The 24,105-nt window shown below is 43.0% G+C and carries 27 protein-coding genes, 2 tRNA genes and 1 other annotated feature; of the genes, 13 read left to right on the forward strand and 16 right to left on the reverse strand.

From position 1 onward, the window contains the following. Both ACNAV8_RS05935 and ACNAV8_RS05940 read left to right on the forward strand, forming a co-directional pair. Positions 1 to 216 (forward strand): class II aldolase/adducin family protein (locus ACNAV8_RS05935; protein WP_415777381.1); only part of this gene is annotated, 216 nt, incomplete at its 5' end. 24 nt (positions 217 to 240) lie between these two features. After that, entirely contained in the window at positions 241 to 1,059 is an 819-nt protein-coding gene (locus ACNAV8_RS05940; protein WP_103855013.1) for a pyridoxal phosphatase, read from the forward strand. A gap of 34 nt (positions 1,060 to 1,093) precedes the next feature. Here the strand turns inward: ACNAV8_RS05940 and recC are convergent, their stop codons facing one another. The 14 genes from recC to ACNAV8_RS06010 all read right to left on the reverse strand — a co-directional run bounded on the left by recC (position 1,094) and on the right by ACNAV8_RS06010 (position 13,105). Then, positions 1,094 to 4,510: an exodeoxyribonuclease V subunit gamma gene (recC, locus tag ACNAV8_RS05945; protein ID WP_103855012.1), complete on the reverse strand. Its 3,417-nt coding sequence runs from the start codon at positions 4,508 to 4,510 to the stop codon at positions 1,094 to 1,096. An 11-nt stretch (positions 4,511 to 4,521) separates the two neighbouring features. After that, a complete protein-coding gene (locus ACNAV8_RS05950) occupies positions 4,522 to 4,827 on the reverse strand; it encodes a DUF5374 domain-containing protein (RefSeq protein ID WP_415777382.1) in 306 nt (101 codons plus the stop codon). Beyond that, entirely contained in the window at positions 4,808 to 5,485 is a 678-nt protein-coding gene (locus tag ACNAV8_RS05955) for a DUF2572 family protein (RefSeq protein WP_415777383.1), read from the reverse strand. Before ACNAV8_RS05955 ends, ACNAV8_RS05950 begins: the two co-directional genes overlap by 20 nt. After that, complete coding sequence (locus ACNAV8_RS05960; RefSeq protein ID WP_415777384.1) at positions 5,482 to 6,204, reverse strand: hypothetical protein; 723 nt, start codon at positions 6,202 to 6,204, stop codon at positions 5,482 to 5,484. Before ACNAV8_RS05960 ends, ACNAV8_RS05955 begins: the two co-directional genes overlap by 4 nt. Next, on the reverse strand, positions 6,205 to 6,729 hold the full coding sequence (locus ACNAV8_RS05965; RefSeq protein WP_103855008.1) for a type II secretion system protein: 525 nt from the start codon (positions 6,727 to 6,729) through the stop codon (positions 6,205 to 6,207). Positions 6,730 to 6,954: 225 nt separating this feature from the next. Further along, positions 6,955 to 7,030: transfer RNA gene (locus ACNAV8_RS05970), tRNA-Lys, on the reverse strand. Between the two features lie 24 nt (positions 7,031 to 7,054). After that, positions 7,055 to 7,130 (reverse strand) — tRNA-Lys (locus tag ACNAV8_RS05975). 179 nt (positions 7,131 to 7,309) lie between these two features. Then, positions 7,310 to 7,780 (reverse strand): peptidoglycan-associated lipoprotein Pal, encoded by a 471-nt coding sequence (gene pal / locus ACNAV8_RS05980; protein WP_103855200.1) that lies wholly within the window; start codon positions 7,778 to 7,780, stop codon positions 7,310 to 7,312. A gap of 9 nt (positions 7,781 to 7,789) precedes the next feature. After that, the gene (gene tolB, locus ACNAV8_RS05985; protein WP_415777411.1) at positions 7,790 to 9,088 is read right to left on the reverse strand and encodes a Tol-Pal system beta propeller repeat protein TolB; all 1,299 of its coding nucleotides are present in this window, start codon (positions 9,086 to 9,088) and stop codon (positions 7,790 to 7,792) included. Between the two features lie 36 nt (positions 9,089 to 9,124). Then, positions 9,125 to 10,339: a cell envelope integrity protein TolA gene (tolA, locus tag ACNAV8_RS05990; protein WP_415777385.1), complete on the reverse strand. Its 1,215-nt coding sequence runs from the start codon at positions 10,337 to 10,339 to the stop codon at positions 9,125 to 9,127. 16 nt (positions 10,340 to 10,355) lie between these two features. Beyond that, a complete protein-coding gene (gene tolR, locus ACNAV8_RS05995) occupies positions 10,356 to 10,778 on the reverse strand; it encodes a colicin uptake protein TolR (protein WP_103854158.1) in 423 nt (140 codons plus the stop codon). 49 nt (positions 10,779 to 10,827) lie between these two features. Then, positions 10,828 to 11,511, reverse strand: coding sequence for a protein TolQ (gene tolQ / locus ACNAV8_RS06000; protein WP_103854159.1), 684 nt, complete (start codon positions 11,509 to 11,511; stop codon positions 10,828 to 10,830). Positions 11,512 to 11,556: 45 nt separating this feature from the next. Next, positions 11,557 to 11,955: a tol-pal system-associated acyl-CoA thioesterase gene (gene ybgC, locus ACNAV8_RS06005; protein ID WP_103854160.1), complete on the reverse strand. Its 399-nt coding sequence runs from the start codon at positions 11,953 to 11,955 to the stop codon at positions 11,557 to 11,559. A gap of 139 nt (positions 11,956 to 12,094) precedes the next feature. Then, positions 12,095 to 13,105, reverse strand: a complete 1,011-nt coding sequence (locus ACNAV8_RS06010; RefSeq protein WP_103855202.1) for a YeiH family putative sulfate export transporter — start codon at positions 13,103 to 13,105, stop codon at positions 12,095 to 12,097. Positions 13,106 to 13,292: 187 nt separating this feature from the next. On the opposite strand from ACNAV8_RS06010, the gene ispF reads away from it, so the two are divergent. The 7 genes from ispF to ACNAV8_RS06045 are packed head-to-tail and all read left to right on the forward strand — an operon-like array spanning position 13,293 to position 17,912. Next, the gene (gene ispF, locus ACNAV8_RS06015) at positions 13,293 to 13,769 is read left to right on the forward strand and encodes a 2-C-methyl-D-erythritol 2,4-cyclodiphosphate synthase (protein ID WP_103855203.1); all 477 of its coding nucleotides are present in this window, start codon (positions 13,293 to 13,295) and stop codon (positions 13,767 to 13,769) included. Between the two features lie 3 nt (positions 13,770 to 13,772). Then, positions 13,773 to 14,780, forward strand: coding sequence for a tRNA pseudouridine(13) synthase TruD (gene truD / locus ACNAV8_RS06020; protein ID WP_415777386.1), 1,008 nt, complete (start codon positions 13,773 to 13,775; stop codon positions 14,778 to 14,780). Positions 14,781 to 14,788: 8 nt separating this feature from the next. Then, positions 14,789 to 15,529 carry a 5'/3'-nucleotidase SurE gene (gene surE / locus ACNAV8_RS06025; RefSeq protein ID WP_415777387.1) on the forward strand — a complete coding sequence of 247 codons (741 nt, stop codon included), beginning with the start codon at positions 14,789 to 14,791 and terminating at the stop codon, positions 15,527 to 15,529. A 33-nt stretch (positions 15,530 to 15,562) separates the two neighbouring features. Beyond that, the gene (locus ACNAV8_RS06030; RefSeq protein WP_415777388.1) at positions 15,563 to 16,138 is read left to right on the forward strand and encodes a YqaA family protein; all 576 of its coding nucleotides are present in this window, start codon (positions 15,563 to 15,565) and stop codon (positions 16,136 to 16,138) included. A gap of 14 nt (positions 16,139 to 16,152) precedes the next feature. Beyond that, positions 16,153 to 16,341, forward strand: coding sequence for a hypothetical protein (locus tag ACNAV8_RS06035; RefSeq protein WP_103854175.1), 189 nt, complete (start codon positions 16,153 to 16,155; stop codon positions 16,339 to 16,341). Positions 16,342 to 16,354: 13 nt separating this feature from the next. Next, complete coding sequence (gene nlpD, locus ACNAV8_RS06040) at positions 16,355 to 17,527, forward strand: murein hydrolase activator NlpD (RefSeq protein WP_103855205.1); 1,173 nt, start codon at positions 16,355 to 16,357, stop codon at positions 17,525 to 17,527. A gap of 1 nt (position 17,528) precedes the next feature. Then, the gene (locus ACNAV8_RS06045; protein ID WP_103855206.1) at positions 17,529 to 17,912 is read left to right on the forward strand and encodes a hypothetical protein; all 384 of its coding nucleotides are present in this window, start codon (positions 17,529 to 17,531) and stop codon (positions 17,910 to 17,912) included. A gap of 73 nt (positions 17,913 to 17,985) precedes the next feature. Here ACNAV8_RS06045 and ACNAV8_RS06050 read toward each other — a convergent pair whose 3' ends face one another. Together ACNAV8_RS06050 and ppa are read right to left on the reverse strand one after the other, a co-directional pair. Beyond that, positions 17,986 to 18,756: a M48 family metallopeptidase gene (locus tag ACNAV8_RS06050; protein WP_103855207.1), complete on the reverse strand. Its 771-nt coding sequence runs from the start codon at positions 18,754 to 18,756 to the stop codon at positions 17,986 to 17,988. 71 nt (positions 18,757 to 18,827) lie between these two features. Continuing rightward, positions 18,828 to 19,355: an inorganic diphosphatase gene (ppa, locus tag ACNAV8_RS06055; protein ID WP_103854223.1), complete on the reverse strand. Its 528-nt coding sequence runs from the start codon at positions 19,353 to 19,355 to the stop codon at positions 18,828 to 18,830. Positions 19,356 to 19,515: 160 nt separating this feature from the next. Between ppa and ACNAV8_RS06060 the strand changes: the two genes are divergently transcribed. The 4 genes from ACNAV8_RS06060 to hisD all read left to right on the forward strand — a co-directional run bounded on the left by ACNAV8_RS06060 (position 19,516) and on the right by hisD (position 24,085). After that, positions 19,516 to 20,766 (forward strand): aromatic amino acid transporter, encoded by a 1,251-nt coding sequence (locus ACNAV8_RS06060; protein WP_103855208.1) that lies wholly within the window; start codon positions 19,516 to 19,518, stop codon positions 20,764 to 20,766. A 76-nt stretch (positions 20,767 to 20,842) separates the two neighbouring features. Further along, entirely contained in the window at positions 20,843 to 21,586 is a 744-nt protein-coding gene (locus tag ACNAV8_RS06065; RefSeq protein ID WP_415777389.1) for a class I SAM-dependent methyltransferase, read from the forward strand. Positions 21,587 to 21,675: 89 nt separating this feature from the next. Further along, positions 21,676 to 21,813, forward strand: a sequence feature (His leader region). Positions 21,814 to 21,845: 32 nt separating this feature from the next. Beyond that, positions 21,846 to 22,745: an ATP phosphoribosyltransferase gene (gene hisG, locus ACNAV8_RS06070; RefSeq protein WP_103855209.1), complete on the forward strand. Its 900-nt coding sequence runs from the start codon at positions 21,846 to 21,848 to the stop codon at positions 22,743 to 22,745. Positions 22,746 to 22,786: 41 nt separating this feature from the next. Continuing rightward, positions 22,787 to 24,085, forward strand: a complete 1,299-nt coding sequence (gene hisD / locus ACNAV8_RS06075) for a histidinol dehydrogenase (protein ID WP_103855210.1) — start codon at positions 22,787 to 22,789, stop codon at positions 24,083 to 24,085. Positions 24,086 to 24,105 lie beyond the last annotated feature (20 nt).

Raw genomic sequence — 24,105 nt, forward strand, 5'->3', positions numbered from 1 at the left:
AAAGATGTCCCTGCTGTATTAGTCCATTCCCACGGCCCTTTTGCTTGGGGAACTGACTCAGATAATGCCGTACATAATGCGGTGGTGTTAGAAGAAATTGGTTATATGAATTTATTCAGCCGCCAACTCAACCCGAATTTAACGCCAATGCAGCAAGAATTATTGGATAAACATTATCTCCGTAAACACGGTAAGAATGCGTATTATGGGCAATAATCAATCTAGTACAAGGAATACAATATGAACTACCAAGCAGTCGCTTTTGATTTAGATGGCACATTGCTCAATTCGCAAGGGCAGATTCTTGCGGAAAATAAACAGGCAATAGCCACGTTACAACAGCAAGGTGTTAAAGTGTTGTTGGTAACAGGGCGACATCATACGGCGGTGATTCCTTATTATGTGGAACTGGGTTTAACCACGCCGATTATTTGTTGCAACGGCACCTATGTTTATGATGTACAAAATGACAAGGTGCTGGCTGCTAATCCACTTTCGCAACAACAAGCGCAGCAAATTTATGATACGGCAACCAAGCACCATTGCCATTTATTAATGTATTCTCGCAATGCGATGAATTATGCGGAGCTAAATCCTCATATGGAAAAATTTCTGAAATGGGTGGCCAGTTGTCCTGAAAATGTCCGTCCTTTAGTGCGAAAAGTAGAAAGTATTCAAGATGTGATCGATCACGACAAACCAATCTGGAAGTGCGTGATTAGTGCGCAAAGCAAAGACATTATGAACCAAGTAGTGGCAGAATTGCCGATTGAGCAATTTAGCTGTGAATGGTCTTGGGTGGATCGTGTGGATATTGCCAACGCAGGCAATACCAAAGGGGCAAGATTGTTAGAGGTATTAAATCAATGGCAAATCGCACCGCAACAGGTGATTGCGTTTGGCGATAACCACAATGACATCAGTATGCTCACCGCCGCGGGATTAGGCGTGGCGATGGGCAATGCAGAAGATGAAGTAAAACATCAAGCCAAGCTCACCACCACAAGCAATGATAAAGCTGGCATTGCTCAAGTATTAGCCGAATATTTCAAACGCTAAAACAAAACCGCTGAGAATGATCAGCGGTTTTCTTTTATTTACAGCTTTCTAACATCAACCCAAACCAATCCTGCATTATGCTGGTCATTGCGTTTAAGTCCAGTTGTGCTAATTCTTGTTCGCTTAGCACGCGTTGCCAGTATTTATCTTCTTGCTTAAAGCCATAATCGCTACCGTAAATGCTTTCGTACAAGATGGCAAAGCATTTTTGTTGAATGGCTTCTTCATCATCTGTGCCTTTTTCATTTTTGAGTGCTTTGAAATAACGGCTCAGATTCGTTGTTAGCACTAAGCAAGGGGATTGTTGGGCTTGAACATAGGCTTCTAGATAACATTGTAATTGGGTAAGTGCGGTGCTTTTTTGCAGAGTTTTAAACCGCACTTGTTCACCTTTAGCGTAACTATGAGCAGGAGCGACATTTTCTTGTGTTGCACATTGCACTAAATAATAGATCCAGTTTTCAATCAGATCTTTATCGCGGATTTTTCCCCCCACACGCCAAGTTACTCTCTCCACTTTCCCCTTTGATGTGCCATCAACCAAAGGATAAAGCTGATTGATTACGCCTGTTAAACGCAAAGTTTGGGTTGGCAGGGTGAAATCCAGCTCCACTGCCACGCTTTGGCTTTCTTGCGTTAAATAGTCTGCCACCTCTTTTTTCAGATCGCGAATATCTTGGCTCAGTTTTTGCCCTTGCACTTCAGCAAAAGCGCCCCTTGGCATTATGCCTTTAATTTGTAACTGGCGGAAAAATTGGCTAAATTCATCATCATTGAGATAAAGCAGTTGCTGGTTAATGGCATAGCGTTCCAAGTTATCGAAATCGAAATTTTCTGTGTCCCTTAAGGCGCTTTCTTCATTTTGCAGGTGAATGCCTAAAATCTGCTCTAGGAAAAATCGGATCGGGTGCTGTACAAAGGCGATAAGCTGGCTTAACGCTACTGTTTGCACCCGATGATCATTATTCAACGGCTGAATAAAGCCCTGTTCTTGCTGCGCAGTTTTATTCACTAATGGCAACCATTTGCGCGCAAAAGTGCGGTGGTTTTTACTGAAATTTTTCTCGCTAAAAGCGGTCATTGGGTGATGTATCACCAATTTTTTACGCCAATATTCATTCGGATTTTCGACCTCATCATTCTCAGGCAATGGCAAGTTTTCTGCCACATAATCCAATAATTGATTTACCAGTACAGAGGGTTCTTTCGGTTCATCATCAATGATTGAATGCCCAACATAACTGAGATAGAAATAATCTTGTGCAGAAACGAGCGCTTCAAGAAACAGATAGCGATCATCATCGCGCTTAAAGCGATCGCCTTTCTGTCGATGATACTGCATAAGATCAAAGCTATTTGGTGTGCTTTGCCGTGGGTACTCCCCTTCATTCATTCCAAGCAAGCACACCACGCGGAATGGGATTGAACGCATTGGCAATAAGGTGCAAAAATTCACTTTCCCCGCCAAAAAACGTAAGTTATGCGGGTTTTCTTGCAAATAGCCACTCATCACTTCCGTCACCACTTCTGCGCCAAGTGTTTGTTCAAATTGCACATTGACCAAAGGTTCAGCAAAGGTTTCAATGCAATCATTAAGATACCATTGGGTTTCTTGGCTCGTTTCATCAAATTGGAAAAAGGTTTCCACCAGTTGGAATAAAGCTTGCTGCCATTGCTCAACAGAATGTTCGCCGCAAAGTGTTTGATACCATTGATAAAGTTGTTCAATAAATTCCGCTAAATAGCCTGCTAATTGCCCTTTTAAGCCGTAACTATTATCAAAACCTAGGCTGTCTTGCCAAATGCCATTTTCTTCACGCATTGCATAGCCGAGCAACATTCTCTCCAGCCCTGCTTTCCACGCATTATAATTTTCTTGCGCTACGCCCTGATATTTTTCCAAGCCAAAGCGAATACCTGAATGTTCCACCCAATGATGAATATAAGGTAGATCTTCAAGCTCAATATAAAAACGGGCGCGAATACTTGGAATATCGAGAAAATCCAGCACATCTTGCGCGCTAAACAGACTTTCTTTCAGGTTTAACAATTTGATGAAAGCCGACACAATCACATCATTTTCCGACAATTTATTATCCGAAATAGAAAATGGAATGTAAGGCTTACCTTGTTCAAAAACTGCGCGAATATAAGGGGTATATTTATCAATATTGGCCACCATTACCACCACATCTTTTGGTGTTAGGCTCGGATCTTGATTAAATAAATGCAGTAAATAATCCTGCAAGGCTTCCACTTCTCGCATTGCGCTATAACAGGCGTGAATGGAAAAAGACGGATCTTGCGCTGCAAAATGCAGCGGCTCACTACCCGTTGGCGTAAGCGTTAAAATGCGTTGCTGAATTTGGTGTAATAAGCTGTCTTCTGCCAATTCTACATAGGCATTAATTTCATTACTTTGCAGATCAGTAAGCAGATAAAGGAAATCGCGCCCTTGTTTGCCCCAAGAAGAAAGTAACGGGTTACCCACTTGCAACATTTCTTGCTCGGCAGTGCGCTCATACTGCTCTTGCTCTAGTCGCGCAATTTGCTGATGAGAAAATAATGGGTTAGATTGTTGGCTTTGTTGATCGGTGCGGGAACGCTGTTGTAATTTTTGCCAATATTGCTTATCGACAATATCGCCCCAATACTCACGGCAAGGATTAGTGAAAAATAAATGCACATCACAAAACTCACTGATGCCGTTGAGAATTTCCAAATATACTTTTGGCAGAGCTGAAATACCAAACACAAAAATGCGTTTTGGCAGTTTTAGCGGTACTTTTTCACCCAGTAACTGAAGAAATTGTTGGTGTAAATGCGCCCTGTGCCAAACTTCTTCACTGCCATTTTGCTGTTGAATTTCAGCCACTAATGCACGCCACAAAATGCCTTGCCATTCAATATGGCGTGTAATTTGATCGGCTAACTGTTGTTTATCTTCACTTTTCTGTGTCGCAATTTGTTGCGCGATGCTGCTGTCTGCATTTTTTTCCCACGCACTGATCCAATCTGGGCGATACACTAGATATTGGTCAAATAAATCTGCCACTTTTTCTGCCAGCTGATACAACTTTTGTTGTGCCGATTGCGGTGCAGAATTGAGATAATCACGCAATGGTGCAAAGGCGGGTTGTGCTAAATATTGCGGAATCAATCGCATTAAGCGCCATACTATCTGCTCTTTGGCAAATTGATTTTGCTGCGTTACATTAAACAAATTATCGCGATACAGCTGCCAAATAAAGGTCGCTGGCATAGGAAATTGTAAATTCGCTGAAATCCCTTGCTTTTCCGCAATTTGCCATTGCAGCCACTGCGCCATTCCGGGACTTTGTACCAAAATAATTTCCGACTGCAACGGATCGTCCAACGGCATTGTTTTCATTAAATGCAGTAGGATCTCTTTTTGTGTTTCAAGCAAATTGGAATAATAAACGGTTAGCACAGAATTTCCTTTTATAAGCTGGTTTCCCCTGTGGGATAACGCACAGTAACTTTATTTTTATGACAATGAAGATGAAAAATAAGCTGATTTTGTTCAATTTGAGTTTGACAACTCAGCCCCATAAACAGACGCTGATGCTGATTATGCGCAATAGAAATGGCTTGTAAATCTTGATAAATTTTCACCGCACTTTGCCGCTGGTGCGTGAGCCATTGATTAATGGACAGAAAAATACCACTAAATAGGGTTAAAGTCATTAGCAAAGAAAATAAATTCATTCCTTTGTATTTTAGCGGTCTATAAAGGCTCGAAATCATACCAGCTCCTTTTTGCTAGCCGCCAAAAACGATAAGCCTGAACCACTTCTTGTAGCGTTTTCTTATTGTAAACCAATTTCACATTTTCCCCTTGATGTAATTGCCCTTTCGTAATCACTGCGCCACGAATTTCCCCTTTGCCAGATAAAGTTAAATCTCCTTCTGCCACAATCACCGCATAAATATTGCCGTTGATTTCCCAATGCTTCTCGTGTTCAGAAAACCAATAAAGGGGATATTTGCTGATATTTTCTTGCTGTAAAAGTTTGGCAAACAAAGGTGTGATCTCAGGATCAAAATATTGCGAAAATTCCCCCGCACTTATGCCACGACTTGGCGTTTTCTGAAATAAACTTATTCGCTCGCACCAAGCAAAATGCGCGGGGTCATCAAAAGTGCGGTGTTTTTTTGTTGGATTTTTAAACTCAAGACGATAGACAGAATCCGCATAATCTAAGGGTAATTTTTCGCATTCCTGTTGCAGATTTTCGCTGCTTATTGGCAAGAGCACTACATTATTTTCCGCATAATATTTTTGCTGCGCATTCATTGCTCGATAAAAATGCAGCTCTTCTTGATTAAACAACATTGCGATCATCAATAATGAACTAAGCAACAACAATAGAGTTAGGGTAACAATGCCTTTTTGTGCTTTCATTCTGCACCGCCTTGATTGAGCAAAGGAATGACCATTTCGCTTTCATATTCAATATGCGGTTGTTTGACGAGTTGCCCTTTTAACTGTGCTACAAGCAACAAAGGTTCTTTTAGCCACTGCAAAGAAAAATGGGTGATCGCAATTTCACGATCATCGAACAGATCCACCCAACCACCTTTCTCACAAGCGGGTTGCTGAGTGTAAGTTTGGCATTCTTCTTTTGTGCATTTTTGCTTAACGGTGTTTTTGTAAGTTAAACGCGTTTCTAACATTTTTTGCTTTAGGCGATAACCGAACAATTCACGTTCGATTTCTTTTGCTCGATTTTTACCATTTTCGACGCATAATCCTTTGGTGTAAGTAGAGCCAATACAACCTGAATTATCCAAATCATAGAAAAATAACACACAGCTATTCGGTTTTTCTCCCGAGGCTTGGCTAACAACAAGGCTTGTGCCTTGTTCATCTTGCTCAAACAAAGCAAAATTATCCACTTTACGCTTTCCAACGGCTGCACGAACCCCCGTGCGGCGTAAATCTTTGCCGATTAATTGTAGGGTTCTTTCTATTTCGGCTTGTAAAAAAAGCCGTGCATTCATTTGCTGAATTTGCCATTGGCTATGTTGATAAAATTTCACGATGGCGATTAATAACAAGCTAGATACTGACAAGGCGATCATCAAACCTAGCAAACTTTGCCCTTTTAAATAGCGGTTCATCTAAGGCTCTCCGCACGCACTGAGCGAATTCGCCTGTTTTAGCTTTAGGCTACCCACATTAAAAAAAGAAAATAAGGTTTTCGCTTGCCCTGCTTGCAATAAGAAACAGTCCGCTTGAATGGTGTTGCGGATACCGCTGAATCTAGCCATTTCTTGCGGAAAATAATGTTTACTGCTAATCATTGTTTGCGTTGGAAACAAGGGTTGATAAATATTCGCCATTAGCTCGTCTACACATAAGTGCGGTTGTAAACAGTTGCATATTTTTTCGCTTTTGACTTGCGCCGCAATGCACCATTTTTGACTTGCTAGATCGCGATTCGCCACTAAAAACCATACTTGATTCGAATTTTCCACGCGCCGTTGAATTGTGCGGAAAAATAAATATAAGCGCTGTTGCTCTTTGCTTAACAACCATTGTTCCTGATTCTGTTGCCATACAGGCAAGGTCGTAACCAATAGCATACTGGAAATCAATAGTACGATAAGAGATTCTAATAGGGTGAAGCCTTTCATTTTAGCCATAATAAAAACGCGGATTTTTCAACCGCACTTTTGCCTTTGTTTATCGGTAATTTTCTATACGCAAGCCTAACAAGGGCGGTGCTTTTTTAGTAGGAAATGAAGAACGTTTTGGAATCGAGATCGCAAAAATAATCAGAAAATAAGAATAAAACGTAGAATGTGATAGATTAAAAATAATGAGGTGGAAGATAGATTGTTATGAGAATTTAAGGGATAAATTGATGATGGTGGGTCGTGAAGGATTCGAACCTTCGACCAACGGATTAAAAGTCCGCTGCTCTACCGACTGAGCTAACGACCCTAANTATATTTANNGGCTTTGNANTGGTGGGTCGTGAAGGATTCGAACCTTCGACCAACGGATTAAAAGTCCGCTGCTCTACCGACTGAGCTAACGACCCAAACAGGTATCATTGCGTAACGGAGGCTTATGATACTGTTTTTATTTTAATAATCAATAAAAATTTTCGCTTTTTTGTTCATTTGGCTGAATAAACAACAACTAAATTAGCGTTTACCACGCAAATAAATAAAAACCGAGCATTAAAGGCTCGGTTTTTTGTTTCGTCAATAAAGCAGATTAGTATGCTAACACCGCACGACGGTTTTTAGAATATGCAGCTTCAGTGTGACCTAACTCAGCTGGCTTTTCTTCACCGTAAGAAACGGTTGAAAGCTGACCTGCTTGAACACCTTTAGCAGATAAGTAGTGTGCTACTGCGTCAGCACGACGTTGACCTAATGCGATGTTGTACTCTGGTGTACCACGTTCGTCAGTGTTACCTTCAACAACCACTTTAGATGCTGGAGTTGCTGTTAAATATGCAGCGTGCGCATCTAAGATTTGTTGGTATTCACCTTCGATGTTGTATTTATCGAATCCAAAGTAAACTGTGTTGTAACGTTGCTGTAAATCTTCAACTGAATAACCGCCAAAGCTTTGGGCAGTTGCTACAGATGTTGTACCAGCAGTTTCATCTTTTGAAGAACTACAAGCTGCTAATACTGCTACAGAGCCTGCTACTACTAATAATTTTGCAAAGTTTTTCATTAACTTCTCCTAGTTTTTAGTTAAATATGGGGACCAAGCTGGAAATTTCACTTGCCCATCACTTCCCGGCAGACGTGCTTTGAAACGCCCATCAGCAGAAACCAATTGTAGCACCTTTCCTAAACCTTGTGTAGAACTATAAATAATCATAATTCCATTTGGTGAGATGCTTGGACTTTCATCTAAGAAAGTTGAGCTCAACATCTCTGTTGCGCCTGTTGCGAGATCTTTTTTCATAATATGATCCGCAGAAATCATTATTAAGGTGCTGCCATCAGCAGAAATTTGTCCGCTATAAGTGCGACCACCAGAACTTAGTAAAGTTGCACCGCCACCACTTGCACTCATTTGATATACTTGTGGTGAACCACTTCTATCAGAAGTAAAGACGATTGAGCGACCATCTGGCGACCACGCAGGCTCAGTATTGTTACCTGAACCGCTCGTTAATTGTGAAACGCTGCCACTGCCTAAATTCATTACATAAATATTTAGCACTCCATCTTTTGATGAAGCAAAGGCTAATCTTGAACCATCAGGCGAAAACGCTGGCGCACCATTATGTCCTTTGAAAGAAGCAACCACGCGGCGCGCGCCTGAACGTAAATCTTGCACTACGAGCTGAGATTTACGATTTTCAAACGAAACATAAGCAAGTTTATTACCATCTGGCGACCAAGCTGGCGACATTAACGGTTGTGAACTTTGGGTAACAATAAATTGGTTATGCCCATCATAATCGGCAACACGCACTTGGTAAGGTTTTGAACCGCCATTTTTTTGCACCACATAGGCGATTTTTGTTCTAAATGCCCCACGAATGCCTGTGAGTTTTTCAAACACTTCATCACTTACCGTATGCGCGCCTAAGCGAATTGCGCTGGCTGGAACGGCATATTGATTTTGCGCTAATACTGCGCCTGCTGTGCCTGATGCACCAATAGTATCCACAAGTTGATAAGCAATGCTGTATCCATTGCCATTTGGTGTAACTTGCCCAACCACGATAGCATCAATGCCTAAAGATGACCACGCATCAGCATTCACTTCTGAAGCTGAAGTAGGTTGTTGTGGCATTTTTGCTGGCGAAATGGGATTGAATTTACCGCTATTGCGTAAATCTGCAGAAATAATCTCTGCCACATCAGTTGGCATTGCACCTGCGCCATTCCATTTAAATGGCACAACAGCGATAGGGCGTGCGCTATCAACCCCTTCGTCAATAACAATACGAACTTCGTCATCTGCCAAGGCGACATTTGCCAATAGCACCCATAGCATCGTTAAAAACTGTGTGATACGAATCATTACTTTCATAAAATTCACCTTAGATTGTTAAACCAATTACTTCAAATCAAAATCAATAACTGGTGATTTATATTTACTATAAATAGCATCTGATGGCGCAGCGGGAACTTTCTTCGTTCTTGCTACTGCACTCATTGCCGCAGAACAAATATCATCAGGGCCAGAAATTCTTTGATAACTTGAGATCGTGCCATCACGTTGCAATTGAATACGAATGCGACAGACTTTCCCTGCAAAGCTCGGATCTTTTAAGAAACGGCGTTGAATTTCTTTCTTAATGACGCCAGCATAACGATCACCTTCTTTTTTGCCATCGCCTGCGCCTAAACCTGCGCCACTGCCTTGGCCACCTGCTTTATTCGCATTACCGCCAACTTTAGCACTGCCGCCACCAATATCACCACCATTGATGAAATCATCTAGCGCCGATTGCTGTGCGCGGCGTTTATCTGCTTCCGCCTTGGCTTTCGCTTCAGCTTTAGCTTTGTCTGCTTTTGCCTTGGCTTCAGCTTTCGCTTTGGCTTCTGCCTCTGCTTTGGCTTTTGCAGCAGCTTCCGCTTTTGCTTTTTCTGCCTTTGCTTTTTTCTCTGCGTCCGCTTTAGCCTTTGCTTCCGCCGCTGCTTTTTCGGCTTTTAGCTTGGCTTCTTTTTCAGCTTGTTCTTTGGCTTTTTTCGCTTGCTCAGCGGCTTTTGCCTTGGCTTCTTCTTCGGCTTTTTTGGCCTGTGCAGCTAAACGTTTTGCTTCAGCTTCAGCTTTCAGCTTTGCCGCTTCCACTTGTTGTTTCGCCTTTGCTTCTTGCAACTTCTGTTTTTCTAAGGCAATGCGAGCTTGTTCTTCACGCTGCCTTTGTTGCTCTGCCAACTGTTCTTGCTGTTTTTTCAGTTCAAGCTGTTTTTGACGCTCTTGCTCCAGCTGTTTTTCAAACTGCTTCTGGCGTTCCAATTCTTGCTGACGTTTTTGCTCTTCTAATTGTGCTTGTTTTTGTTCTTGTGGATCCGGTTCTTTCTGCTGCGGTTGAGTAGGTTTATCCACCTGCCCTTTTTTCTGTTGTTGCAAACGTCCCCATTCCTGTGCGGCAGATCCTGTATCGACCATTACGGCACTGATTACATCGCCATCACCTTCACCGCCGCCCATTATTTCTACTTTGTAATAAAGCGAGCCAAGAATTAACAAGCCAAATAGAATAATGTGCAGAATAATTGAAATGGCAAAGGCGCCAATTCCGTTATTTCGTTGATTATTACGCACAATAGACCTACTTACCTTAAATTGGGTTTGTCATTAATCCAACAGATTTTATTCCTGCTAGATGCAGTAAATTGAGTGCTTTAATCACTTCTTCATAAGGCACATCTTTCGCTCCGCCAACCAAGAACATTGTGTTGTTGTCTTTGTCATATTCTTGTTTAGCCATTTGCGTAACCATTTCTTCTGTGAGATTTTCACTGCGTTCACCGCCAATGGAAAGGCTATATTGACCAATGCCTGAAACTTCTAAAATAACGGGCACTTTGTCTTCATTGGATACGGATTGGCTTTCCACCGCATCAGGCAATTCCACTTGCACACTTTGTGAAATGATCGGTGCGGTTGCCATAAAAATAAGCAATAGCACTAATAACACATCTAAAAATGGCACTATATTGATTTCAGATTTTATATCACGACGTTTACGACGATAAGACATTATTGCCTCTAAAAACTTTGCTAAAAATCACCGCACTTTGTGCGACATACTATTGATGACGACCGAAAACTTGACGATGCAAGATGGTGGTAAATTCATCAATAAAGTTACCATAATTTTGCTCAAGTTTATTGACGCGTAAACTTAAACGGTTATACGCCATTACCGCAGGAATTGCGGCAAATAAACCGATTGCTGTTGCGATCAAGGCTTCTGCGATCCCCGGTGCAACCATTTGCAAAGTGGCTTGCTTTGCCCCGCTTAGCGCCATAAAGGCGTGCATAATTCCCCAAACCGTACCGAATAAGCCGATATATGGGCTGATTGATGCAACTGTTGCTAGGAATGGTACGCGTGTTTCCACATCTTCAATTTCACGGTTCATTGCCAAATTCATTGCGCGCGTGCTGCCTTGAATAATGGCTTCTGGTGCATCTGGGTTGGCTTTTTTCAAGCGTGAGAACTCTTTAAAGCCGACATAGAAAATTTGTTCGCTACCTGTTAAACCATCACGGCGGTTAGATAGGCCTTCGTATAATTTATTTAGTTCTTCGCCAGACCAAAAGCGATCTTCAAACGCTGAGGAATCTTTTAAGGCTTTGGTTAATACGCGGCTGCGTTGGATAATGATCGCCCAAGACATAATGGAAAACGCGATCAGGATTACAATTACAATTTGAACCACTACACTGGCTTTTAAAAACAGTTCCAAAAAGTTCAATTCACTGGTCATTACATAGCTCCAAAAAATAGGATAGTAAAATAGGTAAGTGCTTATTTACCCGTTAAATGCTGCTTTAATTTCTTGTGGAATAGCAACAGGTTTCATTTTTGTGAGATCCACACAGGCCACTTTTACTTCAGCCGTACAAATCAGCACATCATTACGTTTTATTTGCTGCGAAAACAAAATTGTTGCGCCTTTAATGCCGCTTACTTCTGTTTCCACCGTTAATAAATCATCTAGCTTGGCGGCAAGACGATAATCAATCTGCATTGTTTTGACAACAAATGCGAGATTATGTTCATCAAGCAATGCCTGTTGAGAAAAGCCTAATTCACGCAGGTAATCGGTTCTTGCTCGCTCAAAGAAATGCAGATAACGGGCGTGATAAACCACACCTCCTGCATCGGTATCTTCATAATAAACTCGTATTGGTAGAGAAAATCTTTGCATAAATTATCAACCTTGAGTTTTTAATCGCTGTTTTTAGTACAGAAAATTGCCGTATTTTAGAGACCTTAATCAGGATTAGCAAGAAATAAAGTGCGGTGCTTTTTCTCAATGTTTTTGGCTTGCTTAGTTCAATCTGAATTTATCCTAAAAGATAAGTGAAAACGAGATTAATCCCTAATCCCCCCACAATTAACCAAATCCAAATAATCGCACCTAATAATAGCGGTTTTGTTCCTGCTTGTTTGAGAGAGTTAATATTGGTGGTAAGTCCTAATGCTGCCATTACCATCATTAATAGAACACTATCAAGCTGAACTAAAAAATTCACCACGGCTTGCGGTAATAAATTGAAAGAATTAAAAATTGCTACGCCAATAAATAATAACGCAAAATAAGGAATGGTGATTTTGCCTTGAGCCTCCGCATTTTCACGGCGTAAAAAATAGGACAACGCCAATAATAATGGCGCGAGCATCATCACTCGTATCATTTTAGAAATCACCGCAGTATCCGCCACTTGTGAACCTATATTCGCGCCTGCGGCATACACTTGCGCCACTTCGTGAATTGTTGCTCCAATATAAATACCAAACGCCTGATCAGGCAAATAGGCTTGCAAATAAGGATACAACACAGGGTAAAGAAACATACTCAGCGTGCCGAAAATCACGATCAACGCCACTGCTACAGAAACTTTATAAGATGGCGCTTTTACGATCGGCTCTGTCGCCATAATCGCCGCCGCTCCGCAAATGCTACAGCCTGCCGCGGTAAGCTGTACGATTTGACGATCGATCTTCAGCCATTTGATGCCCACCCAACAAGTAAGCAAAAAGGTTAAAATCAGCACGGTGGCATCGGCAAACAGCGCACTTAATCCTACTTGGCTAATATCCTGAAAGGTTAAACGAAAGCCAAACAGCACAATACCGCAACGCAGTAAAATTCCTTTCGCAAACAACACGCCAGCTTTCATTTGTGGCTCAATATAAGGGTAAAACGTATTACCGCCCAAAATCCCCAATACAATGGCTAAGGTCAAGGCGCTAATATGCCACTGCATCGCCAACTGAGTTTGCGCAATCCAGCTCGCCAGCACACTAATTAAAACAGTTAATAATAAACCGGGAATAAGGGGGAGGTGTTTCATTGGTTTCTCCATACAGCAAGGTTAGCGTTATACAGTAACGGATTTTTCTAAGAAGTAAATATCACAAGCAAATAAAAGTGCGGTGAAAAACTCACAAAAATCCCACCGCACTTAAATTATCCATTTTTGAATAGGGCTTGTGATGCTATAATCTTGCACTATTTTTGATCAGCAATTAGGAAAAAATATGATACGAATTGGGCATGGGTTTGATGTACACGCCTTTGGCGGTGAAGGGCCGATTGTGATTGGTGGGGTGGCAGTGCCTTATGAGAAAGGTTTGCTGGCGCATAGTGATGGCGATGTGGCGTTGCACGCTCTAACTGATGCCTTGTTAGGTGCGGTGGCGCTGGGGGATATTGGTAAATTATTCCCGGACACTGATCCGCAATATAAGGGGGCGGACAGCAAAGGGTTGCTGCAAGAGGCTTATCGTCAAGTGCAAGGCAAGGGCTATAAAATCGGCAATGTGGACGTAACCATCATTGCGCAAGCGCCGAAAATGCGTCCGCATATTGATAATATGCGTGCAGCCATTGCGCAGGTGTTAGATTGCGATGTGGAACAGGTGAACGTGAAAGCCACCACGAGCGAAAAGCTCGGTTTTACAGGGCGGGGCGAGGGCATTGCGTGCGAAGCGGTTGCCCTGTTGGTTAAGGGGTAATCAATGCTGGAGCTGGCTTATTTGCAATCCCCGCCGACTCAACAAGCCCATTTGAAAGCAGAATGTGCGGATTTTATCGTTAAAGAAAATTTGGGCTATGAGATGACAGGCGAGGGGGAATTTGTTGCCCTGTATGTTCGGAAAACCGATGCTAACACCCTTTTCGTGGGGGAAAAATTGGCAGAGTTTGCGGGCATTTCGCCGAGAAATATGAGTTATGCGGGGTTAAAAGATCGCAAAGCAGTTACTGAACAGTGGTTCTGCTTACATATGGCAGGCCAGCCCACCCCTGATTTCAGCCAATTCCATTTGGAGGGGGTAGAAATCCTCAAGGTTACCCGCCATAATCGCAAAATTCGCACGGGTAGCCTTGCGGGCAATCATTTTGAAATTTTGCTGCGTGGTGCAACGGAAACAGCCGATCTTAAAGTGCGGTTAGAAAATTTAGCAAATTTTGGCTTTCCCAATTATTTCACCGAACAACGTTTCGGGCGTGATGGGCATAATCTCACCCAAGCAATGCGTTGGGCTCAAGGCGAAATTAAGGTGAAAGATCGCAAAAAGCGGAGTTTTTATCTTTCCGCCGCGCGCAGTGAAATATTTAATTTGGTGGTGTCCGATCGCATTCAAGCACAGCTTACACAGCAAATTTTACTGGGCGACATTGTGCAGCTCAACGGTTCGCACAGTTGGTTTCAAATTGATGAAAATGAAGATTTAAATGCCTTAAAAGAGCGGTTAGAAAATCAAGATATTTTGCTCACCGCGCCTTTAGTTGGGGAAAGCATTCAGCCAGCCAATCCGCGTGAAATGGCGATCGTGCAGCAACATCAAGATATTTTAAATTTAATGCAAAAGGAACGAATGAAGCCCAGCCGCCGCCCGCTCTTAATGCAAGCACAGCATTTGCATTGGGAATTTTTACCCGAAGGGCTAAAACTGGCGTTTTATTTGCCTGCTGGCAGTTATGCCACGGCGCTCGTTCGCGAATTAGTACAGATTATTGAATAGGAAATGCAATGAATATTTTACTCTCTAATGATGATGGCATTCACGCCGAAGGCATCAAAGCCCTTGCCAAAGAATTGCGTAAAATCGCACAAGTTACGGTGGTCGCCCCCGATCGCAACCGCAGTGCTGCCTCAAGCTCGCTCACTTTAGTTGAGCCTTTACGCCCAATGAAATTGGATAATGGCGATTATTGCATTAATGGCACACCTGCCGATTGCGTGCATTTAGCCTTGAATGGTTTTCTGTCTGGGCAAGTGGATTTGGTGGTGTCTGGCATTAACGCAGGGGTGAATTTAGGTGATGATGTGCTGTATTCTGGCACGGTTGCTGCGGCGTTTGAAGGTCGTCATCTTGGCTTGCCAGCGGTTGCAGTTTCCCTTGATGGTCGCCAACACTACGAAACTGCCGCTCTCATTGTGTGCGAATTAATCCCGAAATTACACAGCCAGCTATTAAAAAGCCGTGAAATTTTGAATATTAACGTGCCAGACTTGCCTTATGAAGAAATTAAAGGCATCAAAGTTTGTCATTTGGGTTATCGTGCGGCTGCCGCCGAAGTGATTAAACAGCAAGATCCCCGTGGCGACACAATCTATTGGATTGGCCCTGCAGGCTTGGCGGAATATGAGCAAGAAGACACGGATTTTCACGCGGTGAAAAATGGCTATGTTTCCATTACGCCAATCCAAGCAGATATGACCGCTTATCACTCACTTCAATCTTTACAAGATTGGTTAAAAAGTGAATAATGCAATGTTTTACAACAGCTTGAGGATTGTCGATTGAAAATTTTTGGTACGCTGTACGATAAAGTGATGCAATGGTCAACCCACCGCTATGCGACGGGTTGGTTGATGTTTACTAGCTTTATTGAATCCATTTTTTTCCCCGTTCCGACCGATGTAATGCTGATCCCAATGGCGATTTCTCAGCCCAAACGTGCTGTGCGTTTTGGCGTTTATGCAGGCGTCGCTTCCCCAATTGGCGGGATTGTGGGCTACGCATTGGGCTATTATGCCTTTGATAGTATTCAGCATTATCTCGTTAGCCTTGGTTATCAAGCACAATTTGACACCCTGCTCAGTTGGTTTCAACGTTGGGGCGTTATGGTGATGTTTCTTGCGGGCTTTACGCCGTTACCCTATAAACTTTTTACTATCTGTGCGGGTGTAATGCATATGGCATTTGTGCCTTTTTTGCTCATTTCCCTCGTTTCACGGCTGGCAAGGTTTATTTTGGTGGCGAAATTATCCGCTTGGGGCGGGCAGAAATTTGCCCATCGGCTACGTCAATCCATTGAGTGGATTGGCTGGGCGGTGGTGCTTCTTGCTGTGATTATTTATTTCATTTTCAAATAAAAGTGCGGTCAAAAATGCAGAAATTTTTAATCTTATTTGCTTGCTTTTCTCTGTTAGGGGCTTGTTCATCAGAACCACAACAGCAAGATGAAAATGCCCTTCCACCGGGAATGATGCAGCCTGTGCTTGGCACTGGTGCAACGGAAGATGCCCAATGGCAACCGATTATTGAAAAACAACCTATGCCAGAATCAATGAATTAATAGAGGAACTCCAATGAAAAAATCATTTTTACTTTTACCTATTAGCGTAGCAGTACTATCCGCTTGTTCGTCTAGCGCACCAGCGCCTGTAGAAAGTGCTGATGGCGCATTACCTCCAGGTACAATGCAACCCGTAAATAACAACGCAGGAAATACTTGGGAACCACAAATTCAACAACAAAGTATGCCTGCCACAATGACTGCACCAACGCAACCAGCTTATCAAGCACCGCAGGTACAAACGCCTCAGGTTGCTCAAGTGCAACAACGAGCAAACCAAGTGGTTCAACAAACTAAAAAAACTGTGACTAACACGCAAGCCAAAGCACAGCAGGTTTCGCAAAATTTTGAGATTCCGCGTAATCCTGAAACCAATGCGCCAGATTACAGCAAAATCGACAAAGGCTTTTATAAAGGGAATACCTATAAAGTGCGCAAAGGCGATACGATGTTCTTAATCGCTTATATTTGTGGCATTGATGTCAAAGAGCTTGCAGCAATGAATAATATGTCTGAGCCTTACACCTTAAGCGTGGGACAAACCTTGAAAGTGTCTAACGAAACCGCACCAACTCCGGTGAAGACCACTAGCGCTGTAAAACCTGCGGAAAAACCTGCTAAACCTGTTGAGCCTGCAGTAACCTATACCCCAGGCCCTAATGGCACACAATATGGCTCTGATGGCTCAATTATTGGCCCAATCAAATCAAATACTGGCACACCAGCACAAGCCACTGCGCAAGCACCTGTAACGGTAACCCCAACTGCACCAGTTGTGGCAAAACCCGTGCAAACTCAAGCGCCAGCTGTATCAAATGTGGCGTGGCAATGGCCAACTAGCGGTAAAATCGTGCAAGGGTTCTCCACTTCTGATGGTGGGAACAAAGGGATCGACATCAGCGGTTCGCGTGGTCAAGCGGTTAATGCCGCTGCTGCAGGTCGCGTTGTTTATGCTGGAAACGCATTGCGCGGTTACGGAAATCTTATCATCATCAAACATAATGATGATTTCCTCAGTGCCTATGCGCATAACGAAAGCATTTTAGTGAAAGATCAGCAAGAAGTACGCGCAGGTCAGCAAATTGCCAAAATGGGCAGCTCTGGCACAAATAGCGTAAAACTTCACTTTGAAATTCGTTACAAAGGTAAATCCGTTGATCCTGTAAACTATTTACCAAGACGTTAAGATGAAAAAAACTATCACATTATCCTTGCTTAGTACGGCCCTGATAATGGGCTGTACTTCCCCTTCGCCAATGCCTTTAGTAGGTGCAGACCGTGATGAAAAAGGCTGTATTCCTTCTGCTGGCTACACGTGGTCAGAACTCAAACAGCAATGCGTGCAACCTTTTACCATTGCCGATATTCGTTTAACTGATCCTGAAAATCCAACCCTTGCGGTATATGTCATTCTTGCCGAAGAACAAGGTAAAGCAGAAGTATTTTCCGCTAATTTAGCACCAAATTTAATTTTAGATGCGGTAAAAGGTGGCTATGCGGCAAAAGACAAAAGCCTTTATTTAATCAAAACCCAAACAGGCTGGGAACTGAGAAAACCAACTCGTTCTTAGAAAAGGTAAAAATAAGTGCGGTGTAAAATCTCCGAATTTTCCACCGCACTTTGTTTTGTCTATTTGTAAATGATTACTTACTCGCTTTATAAATCGCCACAGCCTCTGGCATTAGGCGAAGTAGATTTTGTTGGCGATCTTTATCGCTTGGGTGAGTGGAAGAAAGTGCAGCAAGTACACCTTGTGAACCAGATGATGCTTTTTGCATTTTTTCCCATAATCTAGGTGCGGCTTCTGGGTTGTAGCCCGCTTTTGCCATTAATAATAAGCCGACTTCATCGGCTTCTGTTTCAGCGCTGCGAGAATAAGGTTTATCGAGCGCCCAGTCTTTGGTTAAGCCGACCACTAAGCCACTGCCATCAGCGCCAATTTGGGTTGAAAGTGCAACGTGTGCAACCTGTGCGATCACTTCGGTAAATACGCCCATATTTACTTTTTTCTTACCGTGTTCTTTGAGGGCGTGAGCCATTTCGTGCCCCATTACGGTAGCGATTTCATCATCACTGAGCCGCAATTTATTCACTAATCCTGTATAAAATGCCATTTTTCCACCCGGCATTGCCCACGCGTTTAGCTCATCGGATTTAATCACCGTAATTTGCCAGTTGAAGGGTTGCCCTGTGTGGTTTTCTTGATTCGCATAAGGGTACATTTTGTTAAAGACTTTATGAATGCGTTTTGCGGTGGTGGAGGTGGTATCCACTGCCCCTTGCTGTTGTGCTTGATTCACCGTTTGGCGGTAATTTGCTGCGGCTTGTTGGTTAATGCTCGCGGAATCCGCACAGGCGTTAAGCATTAATGCCAATACAGAAAGTGCGGTAATTTTTTTCAAGGTTTTTAACATTTTCACTCCTTAAGTTTACACATAGAAAAATACCGCCCTACGAAAAGGCGGTATTAAAAGTAAAAGAAAAATTATTTTTTCGCGCGCTCAAAAGACTCTAAAATCTCTTGACGGGCGGCTTCAACACCTTCCCAACCATCAACTTTCACCCATTTACCCGCTTCAAGGGCTTTGTAGCTTTCAAAGAAGTGCTGGATTTGGGCTTTTAATAAAGCTGGTAAATCACCTACATCTTTAATGTGATCGTATTCTTTGCTTAATTTTGTGTGTGGCACAGCGATCACTTTCGCATCTTGACCTGATTCGTCCGTCATTTTTAACACACCCACTGGGCGGCAACGGATCACAGAACCTGGTTGTAATGGATAAGGAGTTGGGACTAATACATCAACAGGATCGCCATCTAAAGATAAGGTGTGGTTAATGTAACCATAGTTCGCTGGGTAGAACATTGCGGTTGCCATAAAGCGATCAACGAATAATGTCCCAGTTTCTTTATCCACTTCATATTTGATTGGATCTGAATTAGCTGGGATTTCAATAACAACATAAATATCATCAGGAAGTTCTTTTCCTGCTGGAACGATTTCTAAACCCATTTGGTCTTTCCTTCTAGTTAATGAATGGTAATAAAACTCTTGAATTATAGCTTGATTTTTTTGCTTTTGCCAAGTTAAACGAGCAATTTAGCCATTGTATTTTTATTTTGTACTATTATAATAGTTCATCGATACCAGTATTAAACTTATAGGTGAATTTATGAAAAAAAATCCTTCCTTATTCGGCGGCGCAATGATTATCGCTGGCGGCACCATTGGTGCAGGAATGTTGGCCAACCCCATTGCCACTTCTGGCGTGTGGTTTATCGGTTCTATTTTGATCCTTTGCTACACTTGGTTTTGTATGACCACATCGGGCTTAATGCTACTGGAAGCTAACTTGCATTATCCCACAGGGGCAAGTTTTGACACCATCGTTAAAGATTTGCTCGGTAAAGGCTGGAACGTGCTAAATGGGCTTTCCGTGGCGTTTGTACTCTATATTCTCACCTACGCTTATATCACCTCTGGCGGCGGTTTGACGGAAAGTTTTCTGAATCAATTATTTAGCAGCGAACAAAGTGCGGTGGAAATTGGACGCGTTTCTGGCTCGCTGATTTTCTGTGCGGTACTCGCCTTTTTCGTATGGTTTTCCACCAAAGCCGTAGATCGCTTTAGTACCGTTTTAATCGCGGGAATGGTGGTCGCTTTCTTGCTCTCTGTAACCAATTTATTGGGAATGGTAAACACCGATATTTTGCTTGATAGCCTAGCCACAGAAAATAGCCAATATCTACCATTCGCCCTTGCTGCTTTACCAGTTTGTTTGGTGTCTTTTGGTTTCCACCAAAATGTGCCGAGCTTAGTGAAATATTATGATCGCGATAGCAGCAAAGTGACCAAATCTATTATTTACGGCACATTCATCGCATTAATCATCTATATGCTATGGCAGCTTGCCATTCAGGGCAATTTACCACGCAATGAATTTATCCCTGTGATCCAAAAAGGCGGCGACATTGCAGCATTACTTGAAGCCTTGAATAGCCAAATCCAAACGAATTTTGTGGGCTTAATGTTGCGTTTCTTTGCCTATATGGCGATCGCCAGCTCATTCCTTGGCGTAACCCTTGGTTTATTTGATTACATCGCCGATTTATTCAAATTCGACAACAGCAGCGCAGGCAGAACAAAAACCGCATTAATCACCTTCTTACCGCCGTTGATTTTAAGCCTGCTTTTCCCTTATGGCTTTGTGATCGCCATTGGCTACGCAGGGCTTGCGGCAACCATTTGGGCGGTGATCATTCCTGCGCTTCTTGCCAAAGCTTGCCGCGCGAAATATCCAAATCAAACCTACCAAGTTTATGGTGGCAGTGGAATGATTTACTTCGTTATCCTGTTCGGTCTGCTCAATATCTTTATTCAACTGGCTGATCTCTTTGGCTTGCTACCGGTATTTGGCAGATAAGCGTAAATCACTTAAAATAGGCTTAAATTTCAACCATTAGCACGGGAAACCGTGCTAATTTTTTCGCATAACAATAATGAAAACCTCCGTTTACGATAAAGAAGGCTTTTTTGAGCTTTACCAAAAATTACGTCAAAATCCCATTAGCCTGAATGAAATTGTGGAAAAACCCACAATGCTCAGTTTATTGCCTGATTTAACAGGCAAAAAGCTGCTCGATCTGGGTTGTGGAATGGGTGAGCATTTGCAGCTTTATTTGCAAAAAGGCGCAGAATTTGTGGTGGGAATGGATTTATCTCAAGCAATGTTGCAGCAAGCAGCAAAAAATCTCGCCGAAAAACAACCTCACTTTGCGTTATACCAGCTCGCAATGGAACAGCTAAATACCTTGCCAGATGACAATTTTGATGTGGTTACCAGTTCTTTCGCCTTTCATTATGTGCAGGATTTTCCCCAGCTGCTCGCGGATATTTATGCCAAGCTCAACACCAACGGCACGCTTATTTTCTCACAAGAACACCCCATTGTAACTTGCTATCAAGGTGGCGAGCGTTGGGAAAAAGATCAGCATAAACAACAGCTTGCTTATCGTTTAAATTATTATCGTGATGAAGGAGAACGGGATCGAAATTGGTTCAAACAACCTTTTAAAACCTATCATCGCACCCTTTCTACCATTGTAAATGATCTGATTCGCGCAGGTTTTCAGATCGAAAAAATGGCTGAACCAATGCTGGTAGATCGCCCCGAATGGCAGCAAGAATTCAAGGATTTGCAGCATCGCCCCGTGTTACTTTTCATTAAAGCGAAAAAAAGTTGAAAATTTTGCTTGCATAAAAAAATTTTTTTGCATAGATTAATAACCAGTTAGTTTTTGGAGAAACACAAAATGAATTTTAATCGCAACACTCATCATCACCATCACCCTGAATAATCTTTCAGGCGATGGTTATTGCTTGGAAGATAGGACTTCCGAGCGAGTGTTGCCAATTCTACTAATTTAAAAATTAGCGATCTCTCGGAAGTTTCTTTCGAGAGATTTTTTTATACCCAATATTTTTAATTAGAAGGAAAACACAATGACTAACCCAACTCGCTTAAGAATCGCCTTACAAAAGAAAGGTCGCCTCAGCAAAGATTGCGCCGAGCTGCTCAAGCAATGTGGCGTAAAAATTAACTGGAACGAACAACGTTTAATCGCTTATGCGGAAAATATGCCCATTGAAATTCTGCGCGTGCGTGATGACGATATTCCCGGCTTAATTTTTGACGGCATTGTGGATCTCGGCATTATCGGCGAAAACGTGCTGGAAGAGGAAGAACTCGGTCGCCTTGCCACTGGCGAAAGCGTGGCTTACAAGAAATTACGTACCTTAGATTTCGGTGGCTGTCGTTTATCCTTAGCCATTGATCGCGATCGGGCTTACAACGGCGTGCAAGACTTCGCCAACTGCCGCATTGCCACCTCCTACCCTAATTTACTCAAACGCTATATGAACGAACAAGGCGTTGCCTTCAAAAGCACCTTGCTCAATGGTTCGGTGGAAGTTGCCCCATCTGCAGGTTTAGCTGATGCTATTTGTGATTTAGTGTCATCGGGCGCAACCCTTGAAGCGAACGGCTTAAAAGAAGTGGAAGTGATTTATCGTTCCACCGCCTGCCTGATTCAACGCAAAGAACCGTTATCAAACGAAAAACAAGCCCTTGTGGATAGGCTCTTAACCCGCATTCAAGGCATTCAACAAGCAGGTGAATCCAAATACATTATGCTACACGCACCAAAAGCCCAACTGGAAACCATTATTTCTCTGCTACCAGGTGTGGAAAACCCAACCATTTTGCCTCTCGCTCACGATGAAAGCAAAGTGGCACTGCACGCAGTGAGCCAAGAAACCTTATTCTGGGAAACAATGGAAGAATTGAAAGCACAGGGCGCAAGCTCGGTTTTAGTGCTACCCATTGAAAAAATGCTCGCTTAAAGTGCGGTGAAATTTTGCAACAATTTTTAAGGAAGAACACAATGCAAACCCTAATCTGGAAAAACTTAACCGAACAAGAAAAACAACAAGCCTTAATGCGTCCTGCTATTTCGGCAGCACAATCCATTAAAGACGCTGTGGACGCCATTCGTGAGAAAGTGCAAGGTGAAGGCGACAAGGCGTTATTTGAATTAGGCGAAAAATTCGACAAGGTCAAACTAGACAGCCTAGTTATCTCGCAAGCGGAAATTCAAGCGGCAGCGGCTCGCTTACCCGATGAATTAAAAACCGCCATTCAAAATGCCAAAACCAACATTGAACGCTTTCACCAAGCACAAATCCCCCAAGCGGTGGACATTGAAACCCAAGCGGGCGTGCGTTGCCAAGTGGTAACTCGCCCGATTAATCGGGTGGGCTTGTATATCCCCGGTGGCTCTGCCCCGCTTTTTTCCACCGTCTTAATGCTTGCTATTCCTGCCAAAATTGCAGGCTGTAAAAAAATCGTGCTTTGCTCCCCGCCACCTATCGCTGATGCGATTTTATATGCGGCAGATCTCTGCGGGGTCGAAACTATTTACCCTGTTGGCGGCGCACAAGCTATTGTCGCAATGGCATTCGGTACAGAAACCGTTGCTAAAGTGGATAAAATCTTCGGCCCCGGCAACGCCTTTGTTACTGAAGCCAAACGCCAAGTGAGCCAAGCACTGAACGGTGCTGCCATTGATATGCAAGCAGGCCCCTCCGAAGTATTAGTGTTAGCTGATGAAAATGCCGATCCCGATTTTGTGGCTAGTGATTTGCTTTCCCAAGCGGAACACGGGGCGGACAGCCAAGTGATTTTGGTTACCCCAAGTGAAACCTTAGCCAAAAACACCACACTTGCTATTGAACGCCAACTGGCAATGCTCCCGCGTGCAGAAACCGCTCGCCAAGCCCTCAGCCACAGCCGTATTTTTATCGCCGAAAACTTGAGCCAAGCCATTGAAATCAGCAATGAATATGCACCAGAACATTTGGTCGTTCAAGTGGAAAATGCACGTGGCATATTGGATCAACTCGACAATGCAGGATCGATCTTCCTTGGGGCATACAGCCCTGAAAGTATGGGGGATTACGCCAGCGGCACAAATCACGTTCTTCCCACTTATGGCTACACCCGCACCACCTCAAGCCTCGGCTTAGCAGATTTCAGCAAACGAATGACCGTGCAAGAACTTAGCCCGCAAGGCTTCCGCGCTCTTGCCCCAACCGTCATTCAAATGGCTGCGGCAGAACAGCTTGATGCACATAAAAATGCGGTATTAGTGCGGTTGGAAAAGTTGCAAAATTTGTATAAATAACGAATAATTTACTGGTTTTA

Source organism: Avibacterium endocarditidis (genome assembly GCF_965138825.1).
GTDB lineage: Bacteria > Pseudomonadota > Gammaproteobacteria > Enterobacterales > Pasteurellaceae > Avibacterium > Avibacterium endocarditidis.